20 protein-coding genes are annotated in these 25151 nt (G+C 40.0%); 12 read left to right on the top strand and 8 right to left on the bottom strand.

Annotated features, from left to right (window positions below; all coding sequences use genetic code 11):
- Positions 1 to 39: 39 nt before the first annotated feature.
- Positions 40 to 945: a phospholipase A gene (locus tag JM81_RS15970; RefSeq protein WP_144804880.1), complete on the bottom strand. Its 906-nt coding sequence runs from the start codon at positions 943 to 945 to the stop codon at positions 40 to 42.
- Positions 946 to 1032: 87 nt separating this feature from the next.
- On the opposite strand from JM81_RS15970, the gene JM81_RS15975 reads away from it, so the two are divergent.
- Entirely contained in the window at positions 1033 to 1413 is a 381-nt protein-coding gene (locus JM81_RS15975; protein WP_089259536.1) for a DUF1801 domain-containing protein, read from the top strand.
- Here JM81_RS15975 and kdsA read toward each other — a convergent pair.
- A complete protein-coding gene (gene kdsA / locus JM81_RS15980; protein ID WP_144804881.1) occupies positions 1410 to 2228 on the bottom strand; it encodes a 3-deoxy-8-phosphooctulonate synthase in 819 nt (272 codons plus the stop codon). The two genes, JM81_RS15975 and kdsA, sit on opposite strands and share 4 nt — an antisense overlap.
- Before the next feature lie 76 nt (positions 2229 to 2304).
- On the opposite strand from kdsA, the gene JM81_RS15985 reads away from it, so the two are divergent.
- From JM81_RS15985 to JM81_RS16005, 5 genes are all read left to right on the top strand, one after another.
- Positions 2305 to 2886, top strand: coding sequence for a hypothetical protein (locus JM81_RS15985; RefSeq protein ID WP_186435593.1), 582 nt, complete (start codon positions 2305 to 2307; stop codon positions 2884 to 2886).
- Positions 2887 to 2935: 49 nt separating this feature from the next.
- Positions 2936 to 3478, top strand: a complete 543-nt coding sequence (locus JM81_RS15990; RefSeq protein ID WP_144804883.1) for a hypothetical protein — start codon at positions 2936 to 2938, stop codon at positions 3476 to 3478.
- 108 nt (positions 3479 to 3586) lie between these two features.
- Positions 3587 to 5386, top strand: coding sequence for a translational GTPase TypA (gene typA / locus JM81_RS15995; RefSeq protein ID WP_089259539.1), 1800 nt, complete (start codon positions 3587 to 3589; stop codon positions 5384 to 5386).
- 281 nt (positions 5387 to 5667) lie between these two features.
- Positions 5668 to 6456 carry an SDR family NAD(P)-dependent oxidoreductase gene (locus JM81_RS16000; RefSeq protein WP_089259540.1) on the top strand — a complete coding sequence of 263 codons (789 nt, stop codon included), beginning with the start codon at positions 5668 to 5670 and terminating at the stop codon, positions 6454 to 6456.
- Between the two features lie 34 nt (positions 6457 to 6490).
- Positions 6491 to 7390, top strand: coding sequence for a DUF6503 family protein (locus tag JM81_RS16005; protein ID WP_144804885.1), 900 nt, complete (start codon positions 6491 to 6493; stop codon positions 7388 to 7390).
- A 65-nt stretch (positions 7391 to 7455) separates the two neighbouring features.
- On the opposite strand, the gene ppgK is transcribed toward JM81_RS16005, so the two are convergent.
- Together ppgK and JM81_RS16015 are read right to left on the bottom strand one after the other, a co-directional pair.
- On the bottom strand, positions 7456 to 8196 hold the full coding sequence (ppgK, locus tag JM81_RS16010) for a polyphosphate--glucose phosphotransferase (protein WP_144804887.1): 741 nt from the start codon (positions 8194 to 8196) through the stop codon (positions 7456 to 7458).
- Positions 8197 to 8330: 134 nt separating this feature from the next.
- On the bottom strand, positions 8331 to 8639 hold the full coding sequence (locus JM81_RS16015; RefSeq protein ID WP_144804889.1) for a hypothetical protein: 309 nt from the start codon (positions 8637 to 8639) through the stop codon (positions 8331 to 8333).
- A gap of 256 nt (positions 8640 to 8895) precedes the next feature.
- Between JM81_RS16015 and JM81_RS16020 the strand changes: the two genes are divergently transcribed.
- A complete protein-coding gene (locus JM81_RS16020) occupies positions 8896 to 11823 on the top strand; it encodes a PEP/pyruvate-binding domain-containing protein (protein WP_261375100.1) in 2928 nt (975 codons plus the stop codon).
- The gene (locus JM81_RS16025) at positions 11823 to 13085 is read left to right on the top strand and encodes a serine hydrolase (protein ID WP_144804891.1); all 1263 of its coding nucleotides are present in this window, start codon (positions 11823 to 11825) and stop codon (positions 13083 to 13085) included. The genes JM81_RS16020 and JM81_RS16025 overlap by 1 nt, the downstream gene beginning before the upstream one ends.
- Before the next feature lie 118 nt (positions 13086 to 13203).
- On the opposite strand, the gene JM81_RS16030 is transcribed toward JM81_RS16025, so the two are convergent.
- A complete protein-coding gene (locus JM81_RS16030; protein WP_144804893.1) occupies positions 13204 to 14550 on the bottom strand; it encodes a Gfo/Idh/MocA family protein in 1347 nt (448 codons plus the stop codon).
- Positions 14551 to 14578: 28 nt separating this feature from the next.
- Positions 14579 to 15553: a formylglycine-generating enzyme family protein gene (locus JM81_RS16035; RefSeq protein WP_144804895.1), complete on the bottom strand. Its 975-nt coding sequence runs from the start codon at positions 15551 to 15553 to the stop codon at positions 14579 to 14581.
- Positions 15554 to 15914: 361 nt separating this feature from the next.
- Between JM81_RS16035 and JM81_RS16040 the strand changes: the two genes are divergently transcribed.
- The 3 genes from JM81_RS16040 to JM81_RS16050 all read left to right on the top strand — a co-directional run bounded on the left by JM81_RS16040 (position 15915) and on the right by JM81_RS16050 (position 20054).
- Positions 15915 to 18542 carry an MGH1-like glycoside hydrolase domain-containing protein gene (locus tag JM81_RS16040; RefSeq protein ID WP_144804897.1) on the top strand — a complete coding sequence of 876 codons (2628 nt, stop codon included), beginning with the start codon at positions 15915 to 15917 and terminating at the stop codon, positions 18540 to 18542.
- A 79-nt stretch (positions 18543 to 18621) separates the two neighbouring features.
- Positions 18622 to 19434, top strand: coding sequence for a helix-turn-helix domain-containing protein (locus JM81_RS16045; protein WP_144804899.1), 813 nt, complete (start codon positions 18622 to 18624; stop codon positions 19432 to 19434).
- A gap of 74 nt (positions 19435 to 19508) precedes the next feature.
- Positions 19509 to 20054, top strand: a complete 546-nt coding sequence (locus tag JM81_RS16050; RefSeq protein WP_144804901.1) for a cupin domain-containing protein — start codon at positions 19509 to 19511, stop codon at positions 20052 to 20054.
- 15 nt (positions 20055 to 20069) lie between these two features.
- Here JM81_RS16050 and JM81_RS16055 read toward each other — a convergent pair whose 3' ends face one another.
- Positions 20070 to 22886: an NTP/NDP exchange transporter gene (locus JM81_RS16055; RefSeq protein ID WP_144804903.1), complete on the bottom strand. Its 2817-nt coding sequence runs from the start codon at positions 22884 to 22886 to the stop codon at positions 20070 to 20072.
- 28 nt (positions 22887 to 22914) lie between these two features.
- Positions 22915 to 23820, bottom strand: a complete 906-nt coding sequence (locus tag JM81_RS16060) for a serine hydrolase (protein ID WP_144804905.1) — start codon at positions 23818 to 23820, stop codon at positions 22915 to 22917.
- A gap of 267 nt (positions 23821 to 24087) precedes the next feature.
- Between JM81_RS16060 and JM81_RS16065 the strand changes: the two genes are divergently transcribed.
- Complete coding sequence (locus JM81_RS16065; RefSeq protein ID WP_144804907.1) at positions 24088 to 25149, top strand: pyridoxal-phosphate dependent enzyme; 1062 nt, start codon at positions 24088 to 24090, stop codon at positions 25147 to 25149.
- Positions 25150 to 25151 lie beyond the last annotated feature (2 nt).

The raw sequence follows: 25151 nt of genomic DNA on the forward strand, positions 1-25151 counted from the left end.
TCAATCTTTTAAAAATGGGTGCAGAAGTTTAAATAATGGTTAATTAATCAATGAAACCCCTATCCCAAAAGTGGTCTGTCTATGATTGTAGTCAATCAACGTTTCCCCGTACCCATCAAATACCTGTAGATGTCCGTTAAAATTCTCGAATATGGGGAACGACCAGGTGAATTGTAAACTGCCCCTACTTTTATCGCCAATATTCAAGGAATGTCTGGCAATTGCCCTAAACCGCTGTCTACCCAGGTCATATACGATATTGGCCTCACCACGGCCAATAAAATCGGAAATATTCTCGTTATCATCGATTTTGCTCCCTAACCGTATCCAAGGTTTTAACATTACTTGCCAATTATGGTGTTCAAAGGCGGCATGAAAAGCGATACGGTTCCAGCTTCTGGAGATAGGGTCTGACTGTCCATTGGATTCGTGGATGATGGATGCACCGATCATTTTAGCGTCAAACCCAAGAAATTTAAAGGATACCGGAAAATTGGCGATCAATTCCGGCTGATAGTTCAACTCCCTGAACGGCCTTGAGCGTTCCGTATTATATATTTGCCAATAGGCGGTCTGTGAATAGCCCATCCATAGGTCCATACGACCATCAAACATTTTATGAAAAATCTTGGTTTTTAAACTTACCTGAAACTTAGATTCCGATGTGTTTAGGCTTACAGGGGCGTCTAGCGATTTGGTGGAGTTTTCCGCTACCGGATACCTATTGGTGTCCGTAGAATATTTTACGGCCGTTAAATAAATAGGTTTGTAAGACGTAATGATGAATGTGCCACGGTGGTGCTCATCGTCCAATTCCCAAAGTTCGCTTAAACTTTTACTGTTGTTGAAATACCATTTTATATCATCATTGTCTTGGGAAAAAGAACGGTAAGGAGTTATAAATGTGAGAATTATAATTATAATAAAGGGTACTTTATTTGACATTCTTAAAGTTTAAAAACGGTAAAATTATATATTTGAGACTTAAATCATCTATGTAAAGATGTTATTATGAACTTCTTAACGTAATCTATGAATCCGGCAGAGCTTTATATTTTTAACCAACCAGAACCATATAGGGGTATATTAATGCATTTGCAAATGAAGATCGAGCAGACCTTGCCCAATGTTGAATTAAAATATAAATGGAATATTCCCTGTTTTTATATCGGTAAATCGCCTATCTGTTATTTGAACGCGTCCCATAAACATAAATTTGTGGATATTGCTTTTTGGAATTCTGCACACCTTACCAAACATTTGAACGTACTAGTTTCCGAAAAGCGAAAAGTAGTACGTTCATTGCGTTATAGCTCTTTGGAGGAGATTGATGACAATATCTTGACCGATGTACTCCAAGACGCGTATTCAGTACGTAAAAACGGTTTTTATAAACGTGCTGATTTGGATTAAAATTGGTTGACTACCCCTTTCAAAGCCACTAAATCTGTCAATAGTTTTTTCATTAAGGCTAGATCCAACATATTGGCACCATCACTTTTGGCATTGGCACAATCAAAATGTGTTTCTATAAAAAGTCCGTCTACACCTGCTGCAATACTGGCTCTGGCCATAGTACCTATTAACGCAGGCCTGCCGCCCGTAACCCCGGAAGATTGATTGGGCTGTTGTAAGGAATGCGTTACATCCAATACTACAGGAGCAAATTGCTTCATGGTGGGTACGCCCCTAAAATCCACGATCATATCTTGATAGCCGAACATGGTGCCCCGATCGGTAATGATCGCTTGTTCGTTACCGGTCTCCGTAACCTTGTTTACGGCATGTTTCATACTTTCCGGACTCATAAATTGCCCTTTTTTAATGTTCACCGTTTTTCCTGTTTCGGCTGCAGCAACGACAAGGTCGGTTTGGCGTGCCAAAAATGCCGGTATTTGTAGAACATCTACATATTCCGCAGCCATGGCGGCATCCTGTTCCGTATGTATATCGGTCACCGTAGGTACCTCAAAGGTTTCGGATACCTTACGTAAAATTTTTAAAGCTTTTTCATCACCTATTCCCGTAAACGAATCCAATCTACTACGGTTGGCTTTTTTAAAACTGCCCTTAAAGACATAAGGAATCTGGAGGGTATTGGTTAGGGTTACCATATGTTCCGCGATACGCATTGCCATTTCTTCGCCCTCAATGGCACAAGGGCCGGCAAGAAGAAAGAAATTTTGACTATCCGTATACTTTATTTGGGGAATCTTGTTCAAGTCCATATCATAAATTTTATATAAAGATAGTACTAATCCATATCATAGTTTTTAGATTTAAAGGCAACTTAAATCCTGGGACATGAAAAAATTAGGTATGGTAATCCTTATATTATGGAGTGTAGGGGTACATTCCCAAATAAATGGGGTTACGGAAAAAGGAACGGGAATCGTTCATCTGGAACGGCATCAATTTAAATTGGATCTGTTCAGTCCGGGGTTGAGCTATGAACTGGGACTCTTCAAAAATCAAAGTGTGTCTACGGCACTTGGTCTGGGTATGGCCACTTATGAACCTGGATATGTAATAGGACTTGCCTTGAACAATAGATACCGTTATTATCATAATTTTAATAGAAGGGTAAATAAAAACAAAAATGTAAGCGGCAATTCTGGTAACTATATTGCAGCGGCCCAGGCAATTTTTTTTTCGCAAGCCAGGCTGACAACCAATATTACCGGACCAGATGATTTTAATCTTGGGTTTTATGGCATGGTGTACGGCATTCAACGTACATATCCAAAAGGTTTTAATTTTAATGCGGAACTTGGGGCAGGTTATTATAGAGGTGATGGGGAGCCAAGTGGCTACGGTCCTTTGGTCGGTTTTACATTTGGTTGGGTACCTACAAAAAGAACATCAAGAAAACCGGTTTTTGATTAAAGTGGTCCAATTATTGTTGTACGTCCACATAAATTAATCAATCCGACCAATGAAACAACTTTTCTTTTTACCTGTACTGTTATTGTCAATTTTTTATGCCAACGCCCAAACCAATAGATTGGTAGAAGAAGGCATTTTCAAGGTAAATGCCTTATTGCCAGGAGCATCCTATGAAGTAGGGGTAGGCAATAAATCTACCATAAACATGGAAGCAATTATAGGGTTTGCCCTAAGGGGTGCAACCAATACGGAGACCCAATTTGGAATTTATCCGGGTTTTGCGGCAGATTTTAGAAACTATATCAATTTTGAAAGACGTTTGCGAAAAAGAAAGAATATATCCGGTAATTCTGGTAATTACATATCTTTTTTGAACCAATTCCAGTTTGGAACCCCATTGATCGGGAATTTGGAATATGCTTCTGATTACTATTACAATGCAGCATTGGTATATGGTTTACAGCGTACGTATAAAAAAGGGTTCTATTTTAGTTTGGCCTTTGGCCCGGGTATTTTTATCAATGAATTTGACAAGGTTACGGGTATTTTGGTAGACGCCCGATTGGGCTGGGTCATAGGTGGTAGAAAATAACTACAATCTATTGATAGAACCTGCTCAAAATCAATAAGATAAAAATAACATAAGATTAAGTGTAGCTATTAAAATTTGAAGTATCTTTGCACGCTTAAAATAGACCTTATGTCCACTACAAAGAATATTGCGATCATTGCGCACGTTGACCACGGTAAGACCACCTTGGTAGACAAAATAATGTACCACTGTAGCTTGTTTCGTGAAAACGAGAACACAGGTGATTTAATTTTGGATAATAACGATTTGGAAAGAGAACGTGGTATTACCATTACTTCCAAGAACGTTTCCGTTATTTATAAGGATACTAAAATAAATATAATAGATACTCCCGGTCACGCCGATTTTGGTGGTGAGGTTGAGCGTGTATTGAATATGGCAGATGGGGTATTGTTATTGGTAGATGCTTTTGAGGGACCCATGCCACAAACGCGTTTTGTACTGCAAAAAGCAATTGACCTAGGTTTAAAGCCTTGTTTGGTTATTAATAAGGTAGATAAGGAAAACTGTACTCCAGAAGAGGTGCATGAGAAAGTTTTCGATTTGATGTTCGAGCTTGGCGCAGAAGAATGGCAGTTAGACTTTCCTACAGTCTACGGTTCTGCAAAAAACAATTGGATGAGCGAGGATTGGAAAAACCAAACTGAAAACATAGAACCTTTATTGGATATGGTCATTGAGCATATCCCAACTTTTGAACCTAAGGAAGGTAATACACAAATGTTGATTACCTCGTTGGATTTCTCTTCGTTTACCGGTAGAATTGCTATTGGTAGGTTACAAAGAGGAACATTGAAAGAAGGTCAACCTATTTCCTTAGTGAAAAGAGATGGTAGTATCGTTAAATCAAAAATTAAGGAGCTATACGTATTTGAAGGTTTAGGACGTAAAAAAGTACAAGAAGTAGAAACTGGTGATATCTGTGCCTTGGTTGGGGTTGAAGGTTTTGAAATTGGTGACACCGTTGCCGATTTGGAAAATCCGGAAGCATTGAAAACTATCGCAATAGATGAGCCAACAATGAGTATGCTTTTTACCATTAACGATAGTCCGTTCTTTGGACAGGATGGTAAATTTGTGACTTCTAGACATATTAAAGATCGTTTGGCCAAGGAATTGGAGAAAAACTTGGCATTACGTGTCAACGAAACCGATAGTGCGGATAAATTCCTGGTTTTTGGCCGTGGGGTTTTGCACCTTTCCGTGTTAATAGAAACAATGCGTCGTGAAGGTTATGAACTGCAGATCGGACAACCACAGGTAATTATTAAGGAAATAGATGGTGTTAAATGTGAGCCTATAGAGCATTTGACCATTGACTTACCAGAAGAAGTTTCCGGTAGAGCAGTAGAGATGGTATCTATCCGTAAAGGTGAAATGACCAAAATGGAGGCAAAAGGTGACCGTATGTTGTGTGAGTTTGAAATTCCATCTCGTGGTATCATCGGCCTACGTAACCAATTATTGACCGCAACGGCTGGTGAAGCCATTATGGCACACCGTTTCTTGGAGTATCAACCTATGAAAGGAGACATTCCACAACGCCAGAACGGTTCTTTGGTTTCCATGGAAAAAGGGAAAGCTATTCCTTACTCCATAGATAAATTGCAAGACCGTGGTAAGTTCTTCGTAGATCCGGGTGAGGATATTTATGAAGGCCAGGTAATTGGTGAAAACTCTCGTGGAGATGATATGACCGTGAACATTACCAAGACCAAAAAGTTATCCAACGTGCGTTCTTCTGGGGCAGATGATAAGGCCAAGATTGTTCCTGCAATTAAGTTCTCACTGGAAGAAGCATTGGAATACATTCAAAAAGATGAGTATGTAGAAGTAACGCCAAAGTTCTTACGTCTACGTAAAATTTATTTAACGGAGAATGAGCGTAAACGTAACAAGATTGCGTAACGCGTCTCTTTTAAAATAAAGGATATTTTACAAATAAATTGAAGCCACCTGAACGGGTGGCTTTTTTATGCACTATAAACATCAGCATTTATCTTGAATATCCACATTTACAACGGCTAAGGTATAGGCCATAATAACTGTTTGATTAAGAAAAACGCAAAAAATTAAGATAGATTTTCTTACTTTCCTAATAATCCGTGCATCCTTCAAATTTCTTCGTTTCTACACGGAAATTTATCTAATTTAAAGTGAAAATTAAACTCAACTCAAACTAAGTAATTATGCAACTAGAAGGTAAAAATGTACTTATTACCGGTGGTACACGGGGTATCGGTAAAAGTATGGTACGTGAACTCGTAAACGGAGGGGTAAGTAAAATTGCGGTAATTGCCCGTGACAGGGATAATCTTAAGCAGTTGTCCCAAGAATTTGAAGACGTAAAGTTTTTGAGGATTGCCGGTGATGTGGCCAATATAGAGGTATTACGGGAAACTGCCGCGCGTATTGAAGATAAATGGGGCCATTTGGATATCCTGATCAATAATGCGGGCATTGTTTCTGCAGGACCATTGGAAGACATACCTGACGAGGACATTTATGATCAGGTGGCTATAAACTATACATCCATACTTTTACTCACCAAATATTGTATTCCCTTATTAAAATCTGCGGAGGAAGCCGCTATTTTGAATATTTCTTCCGGATTGGGGTTAATTGGAATGCCCTTTTATTCGGTTTATGCAAGCACCAAGGCCGCAGTGCGTCAATTTTCAGACGCTATGAGGCGGGAACTTGCGCCATTCAATATTAGTGTTACCTGTTCTTTTCCTACGGCTACGAATACAGATATGATGCAAAAGTTCAAGGATCGGGAGATGGATTCTCCGGAGCTTGTGGCCAAGCGTTCCCTGGAAGGAATGTTAAATAAAGAGATCCAAGTAATTTTTGGGGGAGAGGAGCGACTGAAAGAAAATCGCTTGAATTTTGAGGACCCGGCTGCGCTTGACGAGGTCGTGGCACAGAATTACGAGCAAAGAAAAACAGCCAGTTTAGATCATAAAGCCGTGTAATCTTAATTGGTAACTAATCTACCGGCACCCAACTATGAAAATAAGTTACCCAATAATGCTATTTGCAGTATGTTCCTTTTTTGTTTCTTGTAAGGAAACAACGAAGCCAAATACACAAGAACCCAAAACTGAAGTCCAGAAAGAAAAAACTATTTCAATTCCTAAGGCATGGGTATCCACTAGGGTGGCAAAAGCAAAGCAGCAATTGGCTACAACAGAAGCCGGTAAGGTAATTTGGAACGCTATGGAAGCACATGGCGGTTTGGATACTTGGTATGCCAACGGACCCATTTCATTTCGTTTTAATTATCAACCCCAGGACGGTAAGACCGTTAGGGATAGTTACAAAACTGTGGATACATGGAGTAACCGTGCGGTACATACCAGCACAACGGATTCTACGGCACGTTTTGGGTGGACAGGTGAAAAGGCTTGGGTAAAGGCCAAGGATAGCACCGCCTTTGCCTATGATACCAAATTCTGGGCTTTGACGCCATTGTACTTTATAGGTCATCCTTTTATTCTGAATGGGGAAGGGGTAAATCTTGAACTATTGAAACCAGAGACTTTTAAAGGCGTGGAATATCATGTGGTCAAGGTAACTTTTGATGCGGGAACCGGTGATGCGCCAGATGATTATTATATCTTATATATAGGTAAGGATTCCAACAAGGTGGCCGTTATGAGGTACATTGTTTCTTATCCTGAATATTTTAAGGACGGTGGTCACGCCCCTGAAAAATTTACGGAATTTATTGGCGAACAAGAAGTGGACGGAATAATTTTACCGGGTGGGTTTAAGACCTATTGGACCACGGAAGAAGGCAAACCAGGTACGTACATCACAAAAATTGATTTCTCTGATGTTTCCTTTGAGTCTGATTTACCCATCAATTTTTTTGATGCGCCTGTAGATGCCAAGATACTAAATTAAAAGAGCGGCCCATAAAAAAAAATCCCAAAGATAGCTTTGGGATTTTTTTATGGGTTTATGATACATTATATTTTATGCAAGGCGGCAACGGCAGCGCCAATGATTCCTGCATGGTTTTGTAATTTGGCGGGAATTACCTTAGTCTCTATTTTAATCTGCGATTTAAATTGGTCAAAATCCTTGGACGCCCCACCTCCCAAAATAATAAGGTCCGGAGAAACAATCAATTCAACATACTCTAAAAAAGTGTTGAATCTCTTTCCCCATTTTTTATAGGAAAGTCCTTCTTTGTCCTTGGCGGAACCAGCTGCCCATTTTTCTATTTTCTCATATTTTTTATAGGGAATCTGTCCCAATTCAAAATTAGGGATTAATCTACCGTCCAGAAAAGCACCGCTTCCCAGTCCTGTACCTATAGTGATCATGATGACCAAGCCTTTTTTGTTCTTTCCTGTACCATAGTTCATGGTGGCATAACCTGCGGCATCGGCATCGTTGAGTACAGTAAAATCCAATCCGGTTTTCTTTTCCAAAACTTTTTCCACGTTTACGCCCAACCAGCTAGGATCTAGGTTGCCTGTTGCCTTGCAGACCCCGTTTTTGATGATGGTAGGGAAGCCGCAACCAACTTTTCCTTTATGGTCAAAGTGCGTAACAATTTCCGCAATAACATCGGTCATTGCTTCGGGGGTTCTGGGTTTTGGCGTAGGAATTCGATAGCGTTCAGAAATCATTTTTCCTGTTTTTGCATCTACCAATGCGCCTTTAATTCCTGATCCTCCTACATCAATACCTAGTAAAGTCATCTTAAAATTTGTTATTGAAATACAAAGAAACGAAAAAGATTCGGCTCTTTGAAGTTGCTTTTTTAATGCGTTTATAGTATGGCACCCGTTAACACATGGGCATAAAAAAAGGACCTTAGGTCCTTTTCATTGAATTATTGAGGCATCATCAGCGTCACGATCGTACTTACCTGAATCTCCTCGTCATCTTCGTCCATTTCGGTGTCTACCGTAAATGTTAGGATAAACTGTTTGCCAACATACATAGGATCGGTTAGATCATATTTTTGGCTTGCTTCTTTTGAAATGTTGTTGAACTCAACCCTATACCCTTCATTATCCGTGAATACGTACATGTCATCCTCATAGCCTACAAAAGTTGCGTCCATTTTTTCGGCATCTTGGCTATATGCACTGGTTAAGGAAGTTAAGGTTAAAAACAGTACCGTTAAAAGTGATTTCATTTTTTTATACGTTTAGTTATTGATTTTTTTTGTTGATTTTCACACCCTTTTTATAAGGTTGAAATGTCGATACAAATGAAATCTAAATATTTGAATAACGATTTTTTTTATCATTTTATTATGAATGTTTTTTTTAAGGCTTAAGGAACTGTATGCCAGTGCGCTATTATTGTTATTGGTGCAAATTATTTTATGAATACGACCCCTAATAGTATATTTTGATACTACCTTTGGTGCCGAAACCAAAACCCAACAATTGAAAAAGATTTTTTTACGCTCCTTTTATCAGCTACTGTTTGCCATCTGCTTGGTGAATGTCCAATCTGTCTATGCTCAATCTGCAATGAACCCTAATAGGATAAATGAGATGGTGGCACGGTTTAAAAATGATGTACGCGGTCCATATAAGGATATACGTTGGTTTTGTACGGACGGCAGCGTAAGGCAGCCCAAAGATCCCTGTCCTGAACGTATTGGACCCGGCCAACAACATGCCCGTTATAAGGATGAGGTGGTTTCTTTAGCGCAAAGCAACCATATTTTTTTAGGGCAGATTTTGGCCTATACCACTAATGAGGAACTGTGGGATGTGACCCATAACCATTCGCGACTAAAACAATACCAGTTAGATAAATACCTGCGGTTGGTAGATAACGGTTGGATAAATCAAAAAGGTCAGTATTATAGAGGGGCGCTGCAAGTAGAGGATGAGGAAGCACGGGGAATTTCTTTTTACAAATGGCTATTGGCCAAGGATGAACTTCTTGAACGGGAATTTTATTTTATACGGCAAACCTTAAAGGATGTACCGCATAATGGCGATGATAACATAGCGCAACAAATGCGGAGTGAATCCAAAGTTGTTTCAGACCAATACACGCCATTTATGGATTTACGCACCAAAATTCATAGCCAGCCGGAAGTATCGGATATCCAAAAAGTAATTGATTTTAAAAATAAGCATCAACAGGTATTGACCGTAGACCTTTCCAAGAAAATAAATGCGCTGGTAGTAACCATGCAGACTTTTTTTAAACCGTTAGATATACAGGCCTTGCTTGATAGTTCCAACTTGGTACAGGGCACCGCGCTTGGTGATAAGGTACTTGCATTTTCAAAAGGACTTGATGTCAATAAAACGCCGTCTTATTTGGTAAACGAAACAGCACAACTGCTTTTTGAGATAAGGGAAGGGCTCTTGTTGGAAAAACGGCCTTTGGCAAGATTGCAATTGCTGGATATTTCCTTAAAGCTAGAAGAGCTTTTGTTCAAAAATGCATCTTTGTGGGAACCAACTACCGTTACCGGGCAACTTGAAAAAATATGTGCCCTGACCACGGCCTCCGTTGGAGCTGGCTATCTTGAACTTTGGGAATGGGAACAGATTTCAGGCGCCTTGAGCCAATATGGCCAGGAAAAATTGAGTTTGGCAGAATTGACTACCATATTGGAAACGGCTAGGGCGGCTGTGGAATGGAGTGCCGCTATGGTTAAGGCTAACTATCAGGAGATCATTGATGTATATACTACATTTGAACCTAAGGCGTATGCCTTTATAGATGACCGTATAAGGGGTTCCATAGCGCTACATTTGGGTGAAAGTGTGGGAGAATTGGGAAATTTCATCGCCAAAGAGTCTGCACTGACCAATAAAGTATTGGATATTGCCAACCAAAGTACGTTCAGGGGACTAAACCCCGGCTATGCATTTGGTGAACTGGTGGTAGTGGACGGTTCATCTGAGGACATTGAAGTTTCTTCCGATAAAATATATATTTTCCAGCGTTCCCCATCAGACTTAAAACCAGTGGCGGGTATTGCCACCGTGGCTGAGGGGAATATGGTTTCTCACGTACAATTATTGGCCAGAAATCTTGGAATACCAAATGCCGCCCTTTCTGATGGCAATCTTCAAAGCTTAAAAAAATATGATGGGGATAGGGTATTCTATGCCGTATCCAATAAAGGAAATGTTATCCTTAAGCCAGAAAGTGAAATGACCGCGGAAGAGCGCGCGCTTTTTGTGAAAAAGGAACGTAATACCGATAAAATAGAAGTACCTATAGAAAAAATACAATTAAAAAATACAGAAGTCTTGAATATGCGTAATGTAGATGCCAGTGACTCTGGCGCATTGTGTGGGCCTAAAGCGGCCAATTTAGGGCAGTTAAAGAAAATGTTTCCCGATCAAGTGGTAGAAGGATTGGTAATTCCGTTTGGAATTTTTAGGGACCATATGGACCAACGGATGCCTGGACAAAGTGTTTCCTATTGGGAGTTTTTAAATGCAATGTTCGCCGAAGCTGAACGCATGATAAACACTGCAGTACCAGAGCCGGAGGTAGAGAATTACCAATTGCTCCAATTGGAGACTTTGCGCAATGCTATTAAGCAAATGCCGTTAAAGGAGGATTTTATGGTCCAATTGGACAAATCATTTAAACAGGTGCTGGGTGCCGATTTTGGAGACATCCCCGTGTTTTTGCGCAGTGATACGAACATGGAGGATTTAAAGGAATTTACGGGTGCCGGCTTAAATCTTACATTGTTCAATGTATTGGACAAGGAAAAAATCTTAAATGGCATTAAAGAGGTGTGGGCATCACCCTATACGGAGCGTAGCTTTAAATGGCGTCAAAAATATCTATTGAACCCAGAGAACGTTTTTCCTTCAATATTGGTCATACCCAGTGTGGATGTGGATTATTCTGGAGTTTTGATAACCAAAGGAATTAATTCCGGAAATGAAGAGGACCTTACCATAGCTTTTAGTAGGGGCGCGGGCGGTGCCGTAGATGGTCAATCTGCGGAAACGTATACCGTTTATGCCAATGAAGGTTATAGGTTGCTGGCACCGGCACGGGAACCCTTGTACAATACGTTGCCCATAACAGGGGGTACTGCGAAAAAGGTGGCTAACTTTCAGACAAGGGTCGTCAATGAAAAAAATATAAGGGAAATAAAAAATTTGGCAAAAACGATCCGTATGACCTTAGTGGATGAGACCAATTCCGATTATGATGGGGCGTATGATGTTGAACTCGGATTTAAGGATGATAAGTTATGGTTGTTTCAAATACGTCCGTTTGTTGAAAATAAAAAAGCATTAAGTTCAGGGTATCTGGAATCCATTACCCCCAAAATAAATACAGGTAAAGAAATTCCCTTAAGTACAAAATTATAATGAAAAAAGTATTAATAGTATTGGTAGTCGTCTTAACGGCTTCTGCATTTGCACCTTATGCATATTATCCAATAGACGGTTACGAACGTACAGGTATCAAACGCTTAAAACGCTTAGAACTGATTAAGAGTGGTGAAATTAAGGACGCCACGACATTACCTAACGGAGCCTTAAAATCATACAGCGAGATTCAATTGAATCTTCTGGATAGAAAGGAAGATAGCGCTATGGCATTGATGCAGATTGATGCAGATTTTCAGAAAGAAATCAGTGCACTGTTCCGTGGTTTGGACAAGAGTTATTCGTTGACCGTTTTGGATATATCCGATTCTCAGCAAATCCGCTATGCGGAACGCAACGAAACTGCAGGATATCAACCAGGTAGCGTAGGTAAATTGGCCGTTCTTAACGGACTTTTTACTCAATTGGCCAAAATATATCCGGATTCATTTGAATTGAGAACCGAACTTTTAAAAAATAAATCGGTTAAAGCGGGTGTATGGGGATTAACGGATGAACACACCATTCCTATCTATAATATTGAAAAAAACACATTGGTTAAACGCCAAGTTATAGCCAGTGATGTTTTTACGCTTTATGAATGGGCGGATCATATGTTGTCCGTTAGTAATAACGGTGCTGCAAGCATTGTCTGGAGAGAAGTATTGTTGATGGCCGCTTTTGGTGAACAATATCCTGATCTAACGCAAGAAGAAGCTGATACTTATTTTAAGGAAACCCCTAAGAAGGAACTGACGGATTTAGGAAACGATGTGGTCAATTTACCCTTACGGGATTTAGGCATTACTGCCGATGAATGGCGTTTAGGGAGCTTTTTTACACGTGGGGCAAATACCTATGTCGGTGATAAAGGGGGCAGTATAGGATCACCACAAGGGTTAATGAAATTTTTGGTACAGTTGGAGCAAGGAAAGGTTGTGGATGAAGCGTCTAGTTTGGAAATGAAACGGTTAATGTACATGACCGATAGAAGAATACGCTATGCACAAGCACCTGCCTTAAAGGAAGCTGCGGTGTACTTTAAATCAGGTTCACTTTACAAATGTGATCGTAGCAAAGGAGAGGCATGTGGAAAGTACATGGGTAACGTTACCAATTATATGAACTCTGTTATTATAGTGGAGCATACTAATAATTGCAGGTATATGGTGGTGCTAATGACCAATGTTTTGCGTAAAAATTCTGCTAGTGACCATATGTATTTGGCAGGAAATATTGATAAGATTATTCAAAAAGGGTAAAAGTTCTATCTTTAAAAAAGGCTTTTTTATGGAATATAATCCTTTAAAAGTCTTATAGTGGAATATTATTTTTATCGATGTTTCACTATAAGACTTTTAATACATAACGCTTTGTTTTCTAACTCAATACATCCGTAACTCCCGGAGTAGGAATGGGGTAATTGCCACCCGCATTTGGTACACTTGGTGGCGTAGCGTCCCAAGTAAGTTCATTGGGCATAATTTGTTTTTGTGATGCCATGGCATCTTGCCATGTAATTACTTTTCCAGAATAGGTTGCCATACGGCCCATGATAGCGGTCAAAGTACTTTTTGCTCCATTTTCCGTATCGCTGATGACTTCCTTGTTTCGGATAGAAGCAAATAATCGGTCGTGCTCTACTTGATACGGATTTGGGTCGTTTCTATTGCGGTAGTCGAATATTTTTTCTCCATCTAAACCTACAATGGTTGCGGCACCGGCATCTCTCATTTCAATACTGCCTTTTGTGCCTTGAAAATTTTCGCCCACTTTGGACCATGTACCTGGTTGGTGACGACATTGACTGGCTATTACAGCTCCGCTGGGGTAGGTGAATTCAACGAAATGATGATCAAATATTTCACCATGGTCCTTTCCTGTCCGTACCAATCTGCCGCCCATTCCTTGGGCAGAAATTGGGTATTCACCAATAAACCAGTTTGCCACATCTATATTATGGATGTGCTGTTCTAAAATGTGGTCACCGCACAACCAATTAAAGTAATACCAGTTCCGCATTTGATATTCCAGTTCCGATTGGCCTTCTTGCCGGGGCCTTACCCAAACCCCGGCACTGTTCCAATACACTTGCCCAGAAACTATTTTGCCCACTTCACCTTGCTTGATCTTTTCGGCTATGGCCAGGTAATTATTTTGGTAATGGCGCTGTAGGCCAACAACAACATTTAATTTTTTCTCCTTGGCAATCTTGGCTACTTCCAATACTTTGCGAATGCCGGGAGCATCTACTGCGCAAGGTTTTTCCATGAATACATGCTTTCCAGCGTTTATGGCATATTCAAAATGATAGGGCCTAAAACCTGGAGGAGTAGCAAGAATTATGACATCGGCTTGGTCTATGGCTTTTTTATAGGCATCAAAACCAACATATTTATGGGCATCCTTTACATTCACTTTATTTGTGCCCTCAAATTCTTTCTGTAGGCTACCCAAACTTTTATCCAATTGGTCTTGAAAAGCATCGGCCATGGCCACTAATTCTATATTGTCATCTGCCTTTAATGCTTGGTTGGCGGCTCCAGTACCGCGCCCTCCACAACCTATTACGGCCAACTTTAATTTTTTATCATTTAATACATTTGCCATTACAGGGATATCTAGCCCTGGCAATAATAATCCGGCGCCTGCAAGTGCGGTGTTTTTGCAAAACCCTCGTCTTGAATTTTCGGTACGTTTTGTGTTGTCATTTTTTGAGTTGATCATAATTTTTTGGTTTTAGGTTTGGTAGGGGCTATTCGCCCCAATATTTATGTATCTCGTTTTCATTGGGTATGTTAGGGTCCCTTACGACCCTAAAGCCCACAAAGGGTGCATCGGTATTCCACCATTTACTTTTTGGAAATTGGGGGTCCCTCATTTTCCAATTTTCCGTAGACCCTAACCGTGCGGCACTTCGTACATATTCGGCATCATCATAATATGAACCACCACGTACCGTATGAGGATATGAAGTAGCCAACTGTTCCCAAGGAGATTGGGTATGTACCACCCTTGTTGAATATGCCTCTGGTACATAATGGTCCAAGGTCCACTCTGTAACATTTCCGTGCATATCGTACAATCCCCAAGCATTGGGTAATTTTTGTCCTACAGGATGATAGGTGTCGTTGCTATTTTCATAATACCAGGCGTAATCTTTTAATAAATTGGGGTCGTCACCAAAATAATAGGCCGTACTGGTTCCGGCACGGGCACTATATTCCCACTCCGCTTCAGTAGGTAATCTATAAAAATGACCGGTTTTGGCAGATAGCCATTTACAGAATTGTGCGGCGGCATAATGCGTTATGTTACCAACGGGTAAACCTTTTCCCGTCCCCATACCTAAACTCATATCTACATAAGGAACGGTGGCCCCGGCAATGGCGTCCATACCCAATTCCAAGTCCTTAGCCTTATTATTTTGGACGACAGAATCAATGGTTCTGTTAACGAACAGATTATAGATTTCCCAGGTTATTTCGTACTTTGATATGTAGAATGCGGATAAGCTTACTTCATGTACAGGACCTTCATCCTTATTTCTATTGTGTTCTAATGCCGGACTTCCCATTAAAAATTTCCCTGCAGGTATAGCGGCCATTTCCAATTGTAATTGAGAGCCGTCCAAGGGTTGAACATAATCATTTAATCTATCGCCCTGTGCGTATAATACGTTGAAACCTATAATAAAAAACAGGGTTAAGAGCTGGTTGGTAATTTTCATCCTTAAATATATGATTTTTTAAAGCATGGAACTGTTAATGGTTTATGACTGTAAGAGCCCTGCTATTTTCTTGGTAATGGGCTATGGATGATGATACATGCAAGAATTAATGCTGTACTTCAAGTTCATAAGATTTATTGATTTTATTTTTAAAGTTGATGATTTTTAGCACATTTTTTGCCGATTAGGCAATACTGTTCAAATGCGGGTGTAGTTTGACATTCAATTGGAGCTACATGTAGTATTTTTGTTTCTATTTTTTAAGATTATCATAAATTGTCCAACTTTTTAAGGTTCTATATCGTAAGTGATTACGGAATCTAAATTGGAATTTTTAATAGTAGTAATACATATAGATCATATGGCCTATAAAAATGCAGAAGAGGAACGGCTAGCCGTAGAAGATAATTACAAGAACTGGAAAAGATGGGGGCCCTACCTTGCTGAAAGGCAATGGGGTACCGTAAGGGAAGATTATAGCGCTAATGGAAATGCGTGGGATTTTGTAACCCATGACAAGGCGCGTAGTAATGCATATAGGTGGGGAGAAGAAGGAATTGGCGGTTATTGTGATTCTAGGGAAATTCTATGTTTGGCACCTGCGTTCTGGAACGGTAAGGACCCAATATTAAAAGAGCGCTTATTTGGTTTGACCAATAATGAGGGTAATCATGGGGAGGATGTAAAAGAGCTTTATTTTCATCAGGTATCTACCCCTACACATTCCTATTCCAAGTATTTATATAAATACCCGCACAAAAAATTTCCATATGTAGAACTGTTGAAGAAAAACAGGGAACGTGGTAGGGAAGATGCAGAATATGAAATTTTGGATACCAAGGCGTTTGCCAATAACGCCTATTTTGATTGTTATATAGAATATGCCAAAGCAGATGTTGGGGATATTTTAATGAAGGTAACCGTCGTAAACAGGGGGCCAAGAGCGGCAAGTATTCATGTATTGCCCCATCTTTGGTTTAGGAATTTTTGGAAACATAATAACCGTTTTGAACGTCCGGAGATGAAATCAATTTCTGGTACGGCCGTACAATCCAGAAGTACCAGAAATGGCAGGTATTATTTTTATCATGAGAACGGTAAGCAACTGTTCTGTGAGAATGAGACCAATAATGAGCGCATTTATAGTGTTCCCAATGAGGTGGATTATGTAAAGGACGGTATTAATAACCATGTGGTAAAGGGTAAGGCTACCGTTAACCCCAATAATAAAGGGTCTAAATTTGCGGTATGGCACGAGTTCAAATTAAAATCTGGGGAAGAAAAATCAATTAAGGTTCGTTTGAGCAAAAAGAAAAATGACGATCCATTTGGTGATTTTGATGCGATATTTACAAAGAGAATAACCGAGTGCGAAGAATTTTATGCCGATATTCTTAAAAAAGAACTACCGGCAGATCAGCAAGAAATTGCCAAGAAGGCGTTTTCCGGATTATTATGGACCAAACAATTCTACTATTATGATGTATTCAAGTGGTTATTTGGCGGTGCCGGTGAGGCTAAACCTTATCGTACGGATACGCGAAACACCAGCTGGGAACATCTTACGAACAGACATGTAATTTCAATGCCCGATAAGTGGGAGTATCCTTGGTATGCGGCATGGGACCTTGCCTTTCATATGGCCTCTTTTGTAGAGATAGACCCATATTTTGCCAAAGAACAATTGCTGTTGGTAATGCGTGAAAACTACATGCATCCAAACGGACAGATTCCTGCTTATGAGTGGAATTTTAGTGATGTAAACCCTCCTGTTCATTCTTGGGCGGTATGGACGGTTTATGATAAGGATAAAAAACGTACCGGTAAAGGAGATACGTTATTCTTGGAAAAAGCCTATCAAAAACTATTGGTCAACTTTACCTGGTGGGTAAACCAAAAGGATAAAAGTGGCACCAATCTTTTTGAAGGCGGATTTCTTGGACTGGACAATATTGGAGTGTTTGACCGCAACCATATGCCAGACGGTATAACCCGTATGCAACAGGCAGACGCTACTAGCTGGATGGCCATGTTCACCCTTAACATGTTGAGAATGACGTTGGAGCTGGCCAAGACCAATCCTATCTATGAAGATAGTGTGGCCAAATTCTTCAAACATTTCTTGAATATAGCATGGGCAATGCACCATATAGGCAAGAAAGATATTTCATTATGGGATGATGAGGATAATTTTTATTACGATGTTGTAGAAATGTCCAACGGTACAACAGATCGGTTAAAGGTGAGGTCCTTGGTAGGGATTATACCACTGTTTGCTGTAGAAATCATCCATAAAGATTTGTTTGAAGAGCTCAAGCATTTTAAAATTAGGGCGGCAGAAATCGTAAGGACTAGACCAGATTTGGCTTCCCTGGTATCCAATATTGAAGAATATAACCAGGACGGAAATTACCTGTTCTCCATTATGCGTGGTTTTAGGCTGGAAAAGCTTTTGTATAGAATGTTGGATGAAAATGAATTTTTATCTGAATTTGGTATTCGCTCGTTGTCCAAGTACCATGAAAAGCATCCGTATGTTTTTCAACATAATGGACATCACCAGATTCAATATGAGTCAGGGGAAAGCCGTTCCAACATGTTTGGAGGTAATTCCAATTGGCGCGGTCCTATTTGGTTACCTTTAAATTATATGATCGTACAATCATTAAGAAAGTATTATTCGTTCTATGGTGAGCAATATGTTTACGAATTTCCAACAGGTTCCGGTGTAAAGATGAATTTGAATGAAATAGCGAACGAAATCTCCAAAAGATTGATCAAGTTATTTCAGCGCAATGCAGATGGAAAGTTCCAATACCATTCTGATGACCGCCAGCATCTATTCACAAAAGATGAACATTTTAAAAACCAGCATTTTTTCTATGAGTTTTTTGACGGGGATTCCGGTAAAGGCTTGGGAGCATCGCACCAAACGGGATGGACAGCTTTAATTGCTAATTTGATCATGGAATTGGAGGAGAATTCCTAAGTTTTTTTAAAGTTTAAAATGTTGTATCTTAGGTACATCGGGCAATTAATGGCCGGTACAATTAACCAACATTTTATTGATGAAAAACGATACCATAACCATATCGAAGATAGTCAAAAATGTTTCCCAAAAATATAACGAAGGCTATTATACCGTCTGCTGGGTCAAAGATGAGATCAAAGGACTGGAAATTGATGGCGTCCTTTATCCAAACATGTCCAATTCCATATTCTTTTTGGACAAAAAAGTGAATTGGAAACTGTATATCAAAGATGACAATTCTAATTCTGGCTATATCCTTAACATGGCGGATGAGGTGCTATCCCACCCATTACTGAGTAAACTGCATATTAGTCAGATAAGGATGTTCAATACCGGTACGGTACCCTTACTTAAATTAAGTCCGGGAATTGAAAAACGAACACAGGCCATCTTGGAAATGATAGATGAGCTCTTGGGTTCTCATCTAAATAATAAGGAAGATGCATTGATATCGCTTTTAAATACCTTTTTTGTTTATTGTGATGGGCAATGTAATATAAAGACGATTGTAGATAAAAACCATACCAAGGCCAATATTGTATATGCTTTTAAACAAATGGTGGATCAACATTTGGCAAAATCGCACGAGGTATCTTTTTATGCTTCTTTATTGAATATTTCCACCAGATATTTAAATGAGTGCGTTCAGGAAGTTCTGAACGTAAGTTCCAAGAATATCATAATTGAACAATTATTGATCCGTTCCAGACATGCCTTAAAATTCACGAATAAAACCATTAAGGAAATTGGATATGAACTGGGTTTTTCTAACCCGGATTATTTTAGTTATTTCTTTAAAACCCAAACAGGAGTTAGTCCATCTGAACTAAGAAAGAGCGTTACTTCCTAAATTCTATGGTTATACCGTGATTTTCACATTTCTCCCATAACGTTTTATGGGTAATTTGGTTGAAAATTATATTCATGGACAGAAAAAAATTTATACAACAGTCAGGTAATGGGGTGGTTTTCACTTTATTGTCAGGGGTTATGTTCGGTCAAAAAAAAGGTATGGCGGTCAACTTGCCCAAGATGAATGATCCCAAAGTAATTAGGGATGCGGATGGCGATGTGTTCAATGTGATCGGGGATATACAGACCCATAAGTTATTGGGCGCAGAAACCGGGAATCAAATATTTGAATGGGTGGACAATGTGGAACCCGGGGTAGGTATACCTCCGCATATACATACCAAGGAAGATGAAATTTTTAGGGTGGTAAAGGGTGAGGTTGAAATTACCGTAGGTGGTAAGAGCGAAGTGCTTAAGGCCGGTGATATTGCTTTTGCACCAAAAAATATACCCCATACATGGAAGGTAGTAGGTACGGAAAAAGCAAAAATGATAACTTCCGCACTGCCCTCTGGAATAGAACTTATGTTTCAAGAATTAGCAGCATTACCGCCAGGACCTCCAAATTTTGAAAAAGTGGCCGAAATTTGTGCCAAACAAGGTATACGCTTCGTGTAATCCTGTAAAAAATACTTACGGTTTTTGTGGAGATAACGAGGTAAACGCATTTAAGGCAAAACTTCTGATCTTTGGGTCAGGGTCATTAAGATGACCTTCAACCATGGGCAGGAACTTAGGTTCTTTCTGTTGGGCTATGAGGTACAGAACGGCCAACTTAATCTTTAGGTCATTGCTCTGTAACAATAATTTAAAGCATTCCAATTCCGTTGGAATCTTATGCTTTATTTTTTGCAACTCCTCTTCGGACGATATATCCATGGCGCTTTCCTCTATTATGGGAAGCAATTTGCGCTTTAGCTCTCCGGTCAGCAAATTGTCCAAGAATTCTATGGCGTTTTGTTGGGCTTCTTGCTTTTGGCTCAGTAGCCCTTCATAGGCAATGGCGACATCCTTTTGTTGGTACCTTAGGCCCAAGAGTTTAAAAATGCGTTCCAGTCCTGTATCCAAACGGCGTTCCAAAAGTTCCAAAAGACTGGTACGGGCATCTCTCTCCGCATCAGTGATTTCCTTTTTGGATTTTGTTCTATTGCGATAGGAAATAATTATTTGGGTATGCATGGCAGATAAGGTTTGATGGTGCAATTTGCATTCATCAAATATTACGGAAACCACTTTATACCTATTAAATTTTAAATACGGATGACTGGCCCGTATGGCACTCAAGGCCCGTACTACTTCTACGCGTACCGTTAGGTCATTATCCGTTAATATACCCAGCAATTGATGGACGGATTCCTTGGAATGGAACGATTGTATTGCCGCTGGTATAAAACGCAGAACCTCCAAGGGCTGTTTGCGTTCTTGAACCTGTTTGCCCAGAAGGGGAATAATAGTAGGACCAAAAAGTTTAAACGCTTCCATGACCGTTGACCTATACTTTTTTTGGACCAGAAAAGGTATGATAAGTTGCACCAAAAACGAATCTGTTGCCGTGCCAATAGCTTTTATGGTCGTGCGTACTACATGCTCAATGTCATCGTACAGGTACGTACCCAATGTGTTGTAAAATAGGGGTAAATTGGCAATGCCTAAAATTTCAATTACCGCCTCTTTATAGCTATCATCCCTATCATTTATTTTGTCGATAGCCTTGGAAATGCGGTCAACCAAACCATAACGCTGTTTAAGGGAATAATTATTTTTGGCCGCCCTTGCTAGACAATAAAGCGCCGCCATGGCTATTCGTTCATTGTAATGTTCCAAATAGGCATCGAACACAAACGATTTGTCCTTGTGGGCAAAGCTAAGGATATAGGCCAAGGTTGCAATAGTGAGTTCACGATCATCAATAAGCAACAGTTCGGAAACCTTGGCGGTCATTGTTTTGGAATTTAAAAAGTATAGGTTTTGAATAGCGGATAATTTAACCTTATTGCTTTGGTGTCCTAACAACTGTTCCACATCTGCGGCAAAACGCTTGTCATTGATTTCCATGAGTTTGTCCAACATGAACAGAATTTGAGCTTCTGTACCGTTCGCAAATACCGTACGCATTCCCGAGACAACGGAAACTTTGGTGGTTGAAATTTTTTTGGTCTTTTTTGAGGAGTCCGTAAGCATTTCCAAATTGGACCTGAAGGTCTTGTAATACTCTATACGTACCTTGTAAATAAAGTACAGCCAAAGGCATACCAGTGCAATGATGAGTGCCCCGATATAGATAGAAGGTAGGTCCAGCCCACGGACTACAAATATCAAAAGGCATCCGGCAATACCGGTGGCCAAACTATCAACGACAACATCTATGAACGACTTGGTCCTATTTTTTAAATCGAAAGGCAGGGGTAGTGTCAGTAATTCTGAAGCGCTTTTATGAATGGACTGTTTTAGGACTCCATCCATCGCCTTGATGACCACAACGGCAGAAAGCTCGGGAAGCATTAAAAACAACATGCTTCCGCCAAAAATGCCCAATGGTAATAATAGTAAGGAAAAGCCAACGCCCCAAATACCTACGATCCTATGTGTAAAAAAAAGTTGAATGACCAAGGACAGCAGGTTGAAGGTAGAAAACCAAAATGCAAAAAATGCGGTCAATTCGTCCGCGTCCGTAAAGGCTGTGGAGGCAAATTCACTAAAGAGGTAATCTACCAATTTGGCCACCACTACACTTACCGATACAATGCAAGCTATATAGGTAAGGTGTTTTGATTTAAGAATAAGCCGTAACGGTGCCTCACTAATATTAGAGGCAGTTTTGTGTTTTTTGACGCTACCGTTCTTTTTTACCCGTATATGCCAGATTTTACGTAATAGGGGAATACAGAAAAAAAGGAGTAGGGACGCTACGAACATGAGGTTTTCATTGCCAATGAGCGGAGCTAGAATAGAGGTAAGGTAACCCCCAAAAATACCACCGATGATGGCACCTGAACCTATAAAGCCAAACAACCTTTTAGCTTCCCTGATATTGAAGACCAAGTTGGCCAACACCCAAAATTGGGAAGCGGACAGAACGGCATATATGGCCACCCAGATATAGAAAAAATAGAGTAATATACCGCTAACCACATTTAATGACAATAGTATTCCCAACCCTATCAAGATGATTATGGAACTGATCAGGGTGGTCTCAATGACCTTTTTTAAGGGAAATTTGGATACTGCCCTAGAATAGAAATAGGATGTTGCCACGGCCGTAACGGCCACTAAAAGAAAGGCGAACGGTAATTGTTCAATACCCAATTCAGACAGGAACAGGGCATTTACAGTGGGTTTAATGATCAGTAATACGGCAATGACCAAAAAAATGTAGGCGAGCATCCAAAGTGAAACCTTGAACTCGCCTTCACGTACATCGAATATTTTTTTGATCAATCTTTCTACCATGCAGAAAAAGGGTTCTTTGTTCCAAGTCCTAAAGTACAGGCTTTTTCAACACCTTTTCAATGGGTTTTACCAAATCCCTTATAATTTGTTCCCCATTGGCGTCATCTATCAACGCTACCAATATGTATCTTCTGTTATTGTCTTCTCCCCAAACCAATATGGAATCTGAGTGGTAGGTTCTCCATGAACCTGATTTTCTGAACAAACGGGCATTGGGTGCGATCTGGTCCAGGGTATTTACAAATTTATGGTGCAGTTCCGGATCTTCCATAATATCCAACATTTGTTTGGACCTTTTTCGGTTTACCAATTTACCATTGGCTAAAAGATAATAGTACCTGCATACCTGGGTAACCGATGCCGCATGGCTTAAATTTTTTAAGGGTTCACGATTGGTGTCCCCGCCACTTCCATAACGTTTTCCAACCCATAGTCCGCCTCCTTTTTGCTCATCGTAAAAAGCATATTTAGGATCAGTCATCACCGCTTCCAATTTTTCATAACCTACGCGATCAATCATACGGGTAGAAGCCGCATTGTCAGATTTACTGATCATTAAGCGCATATCCTTTTTAATTTCCGCAGTTTCCTTTAATTCCCCTTTTTCAATAGCATCCATCGAGGCCAATAGTATGGCAATCTTGGGAAGGCTTGCCGCATACATCATATGGTTGCCGTTAACGCGGGCAAAACGAACTTTTTCCGGATTACTCAGATCCACCAAACCAACCGCCATTTTCTTTTGTATGATAAGGTCGTTCCATTCTGGATGCGAGGTAAGTTCATCCCTTAAATTGGTCTGCAATGAGCTATCCAATAATTTTTGCAAGGGCCTGATCTTGGAATTGTCCATACGAAGAGGTAACTCATCTTGGGCATACATTAACGTGCTGGACAAAAGGGTAAAAAGAAAAATTAACGAGGTTGATTTCATTGATTTGTTGCCTATTTTAAAAAAGTAGTCAAAATTAGCTAAAGCGCTTATTGTGCTACTGTTAAAATTTGAATTAATTGAGAACAGGTTTCACATAATAAAATCGCCTATTGCCAAGTGCCACCATAAATATTGATGTTAATTTTTAAATTTATTTCGATTATTGGAGTACCTATGCAAGCTTAAATTATGGTATTTTAATACTATTATTCTAAAGGGGTAATCAAATTAATTACCGTATATTAAAAAAAGAATTTTTATATAGGTATGAATCTTAAAGACGGTGTAAAAACGGCTGAAAATAAAGTGTCCGCAGAGGCACGTAGGCTCAGTGATATGGTCAAGGATACCCGTAAATCCTTGGTAGACCGTTTGGAATGTTTTGAGGACATTATAAGTTTAGAGGTAGGTGATACAGGGCTTCACCGTGCAAAAACCTTGGAGCGGGAGTTTGATGTACGCCAATTGTACCTAAAGTATGAAGGAGATAATCCTACCGGAACGCAAAAAGACCGCATAGCCTTTGCTCAGTTATACGATGCGTTGAGAAGGGAGTTTACTATTGTAAGTTTGGCTACTTGTGGCAATTATGGCGTTGCTATGGCCCTGGCTTCTGATTTGGCCGGGATTGCTTGTAAAATTTACATTCCGGAGAGTTACCATACGGACCGTGTAATGGAAATGGAGGCCTTGGGTGCGGAAATAATTCGTATACCGGGAAGTTATGAGGATGTGGTAACGGAAAGTTCTAGGTTGGCGATTGAGAATGGTTGGTATGACGCCAATCCCGGCGGAGCCAATACCCCATTACAAATATCGGCCTATGCGCAGATTGCCCAAGAGATTTTTGAGGATTTGGGCGATGCACCTAAATACTGCGCCATACCGGTATCCAACGGAACCTTGTTCGCCGGAGTTTATAGGGGCTTTGTAAATTTGTATAAACGAGGCAAGACATCACGAATACCAAAAATGATCGCTGCATCTTCGTCCCATAAAAATCCTATTGTTGAATCCTATCTGCAGGGCTTGCGCCATTGTAAAGATTTAAATCCCACGGTTATCAAGGAGACCAAATACAATGAACCTTTGATCAATTGGCATAGTTTTGACGGGGAGGAGGCGCTTTATGCACTATGGGAATCTGAAGGAGAGGCATTCAATATCAGTGACAAAAAATTAAGGGAAATGACTTCCCTATTATATAAAAAGGAAGGGTTCAGAATTTTACCGGCATCCACTGCGGGGTTGATCGGTCTTCTGGAACTGGATGAAAAAATGAATTTTGAGCCTGACCGTTTTGTGGCCGTGCTCACCGCAAAAAATTAATA

It is taken from the genome of Maribacter sp. MAR_2009_72 (assembly GCF_007827235.1).
Taxonomy (GTDB): domain Bacteria; phylum Bacteroidota; class Bacteroidia; order Flavobacteriales; family Flavobacteriaceae; genus Maribacter; species Maribacter sedimenticola.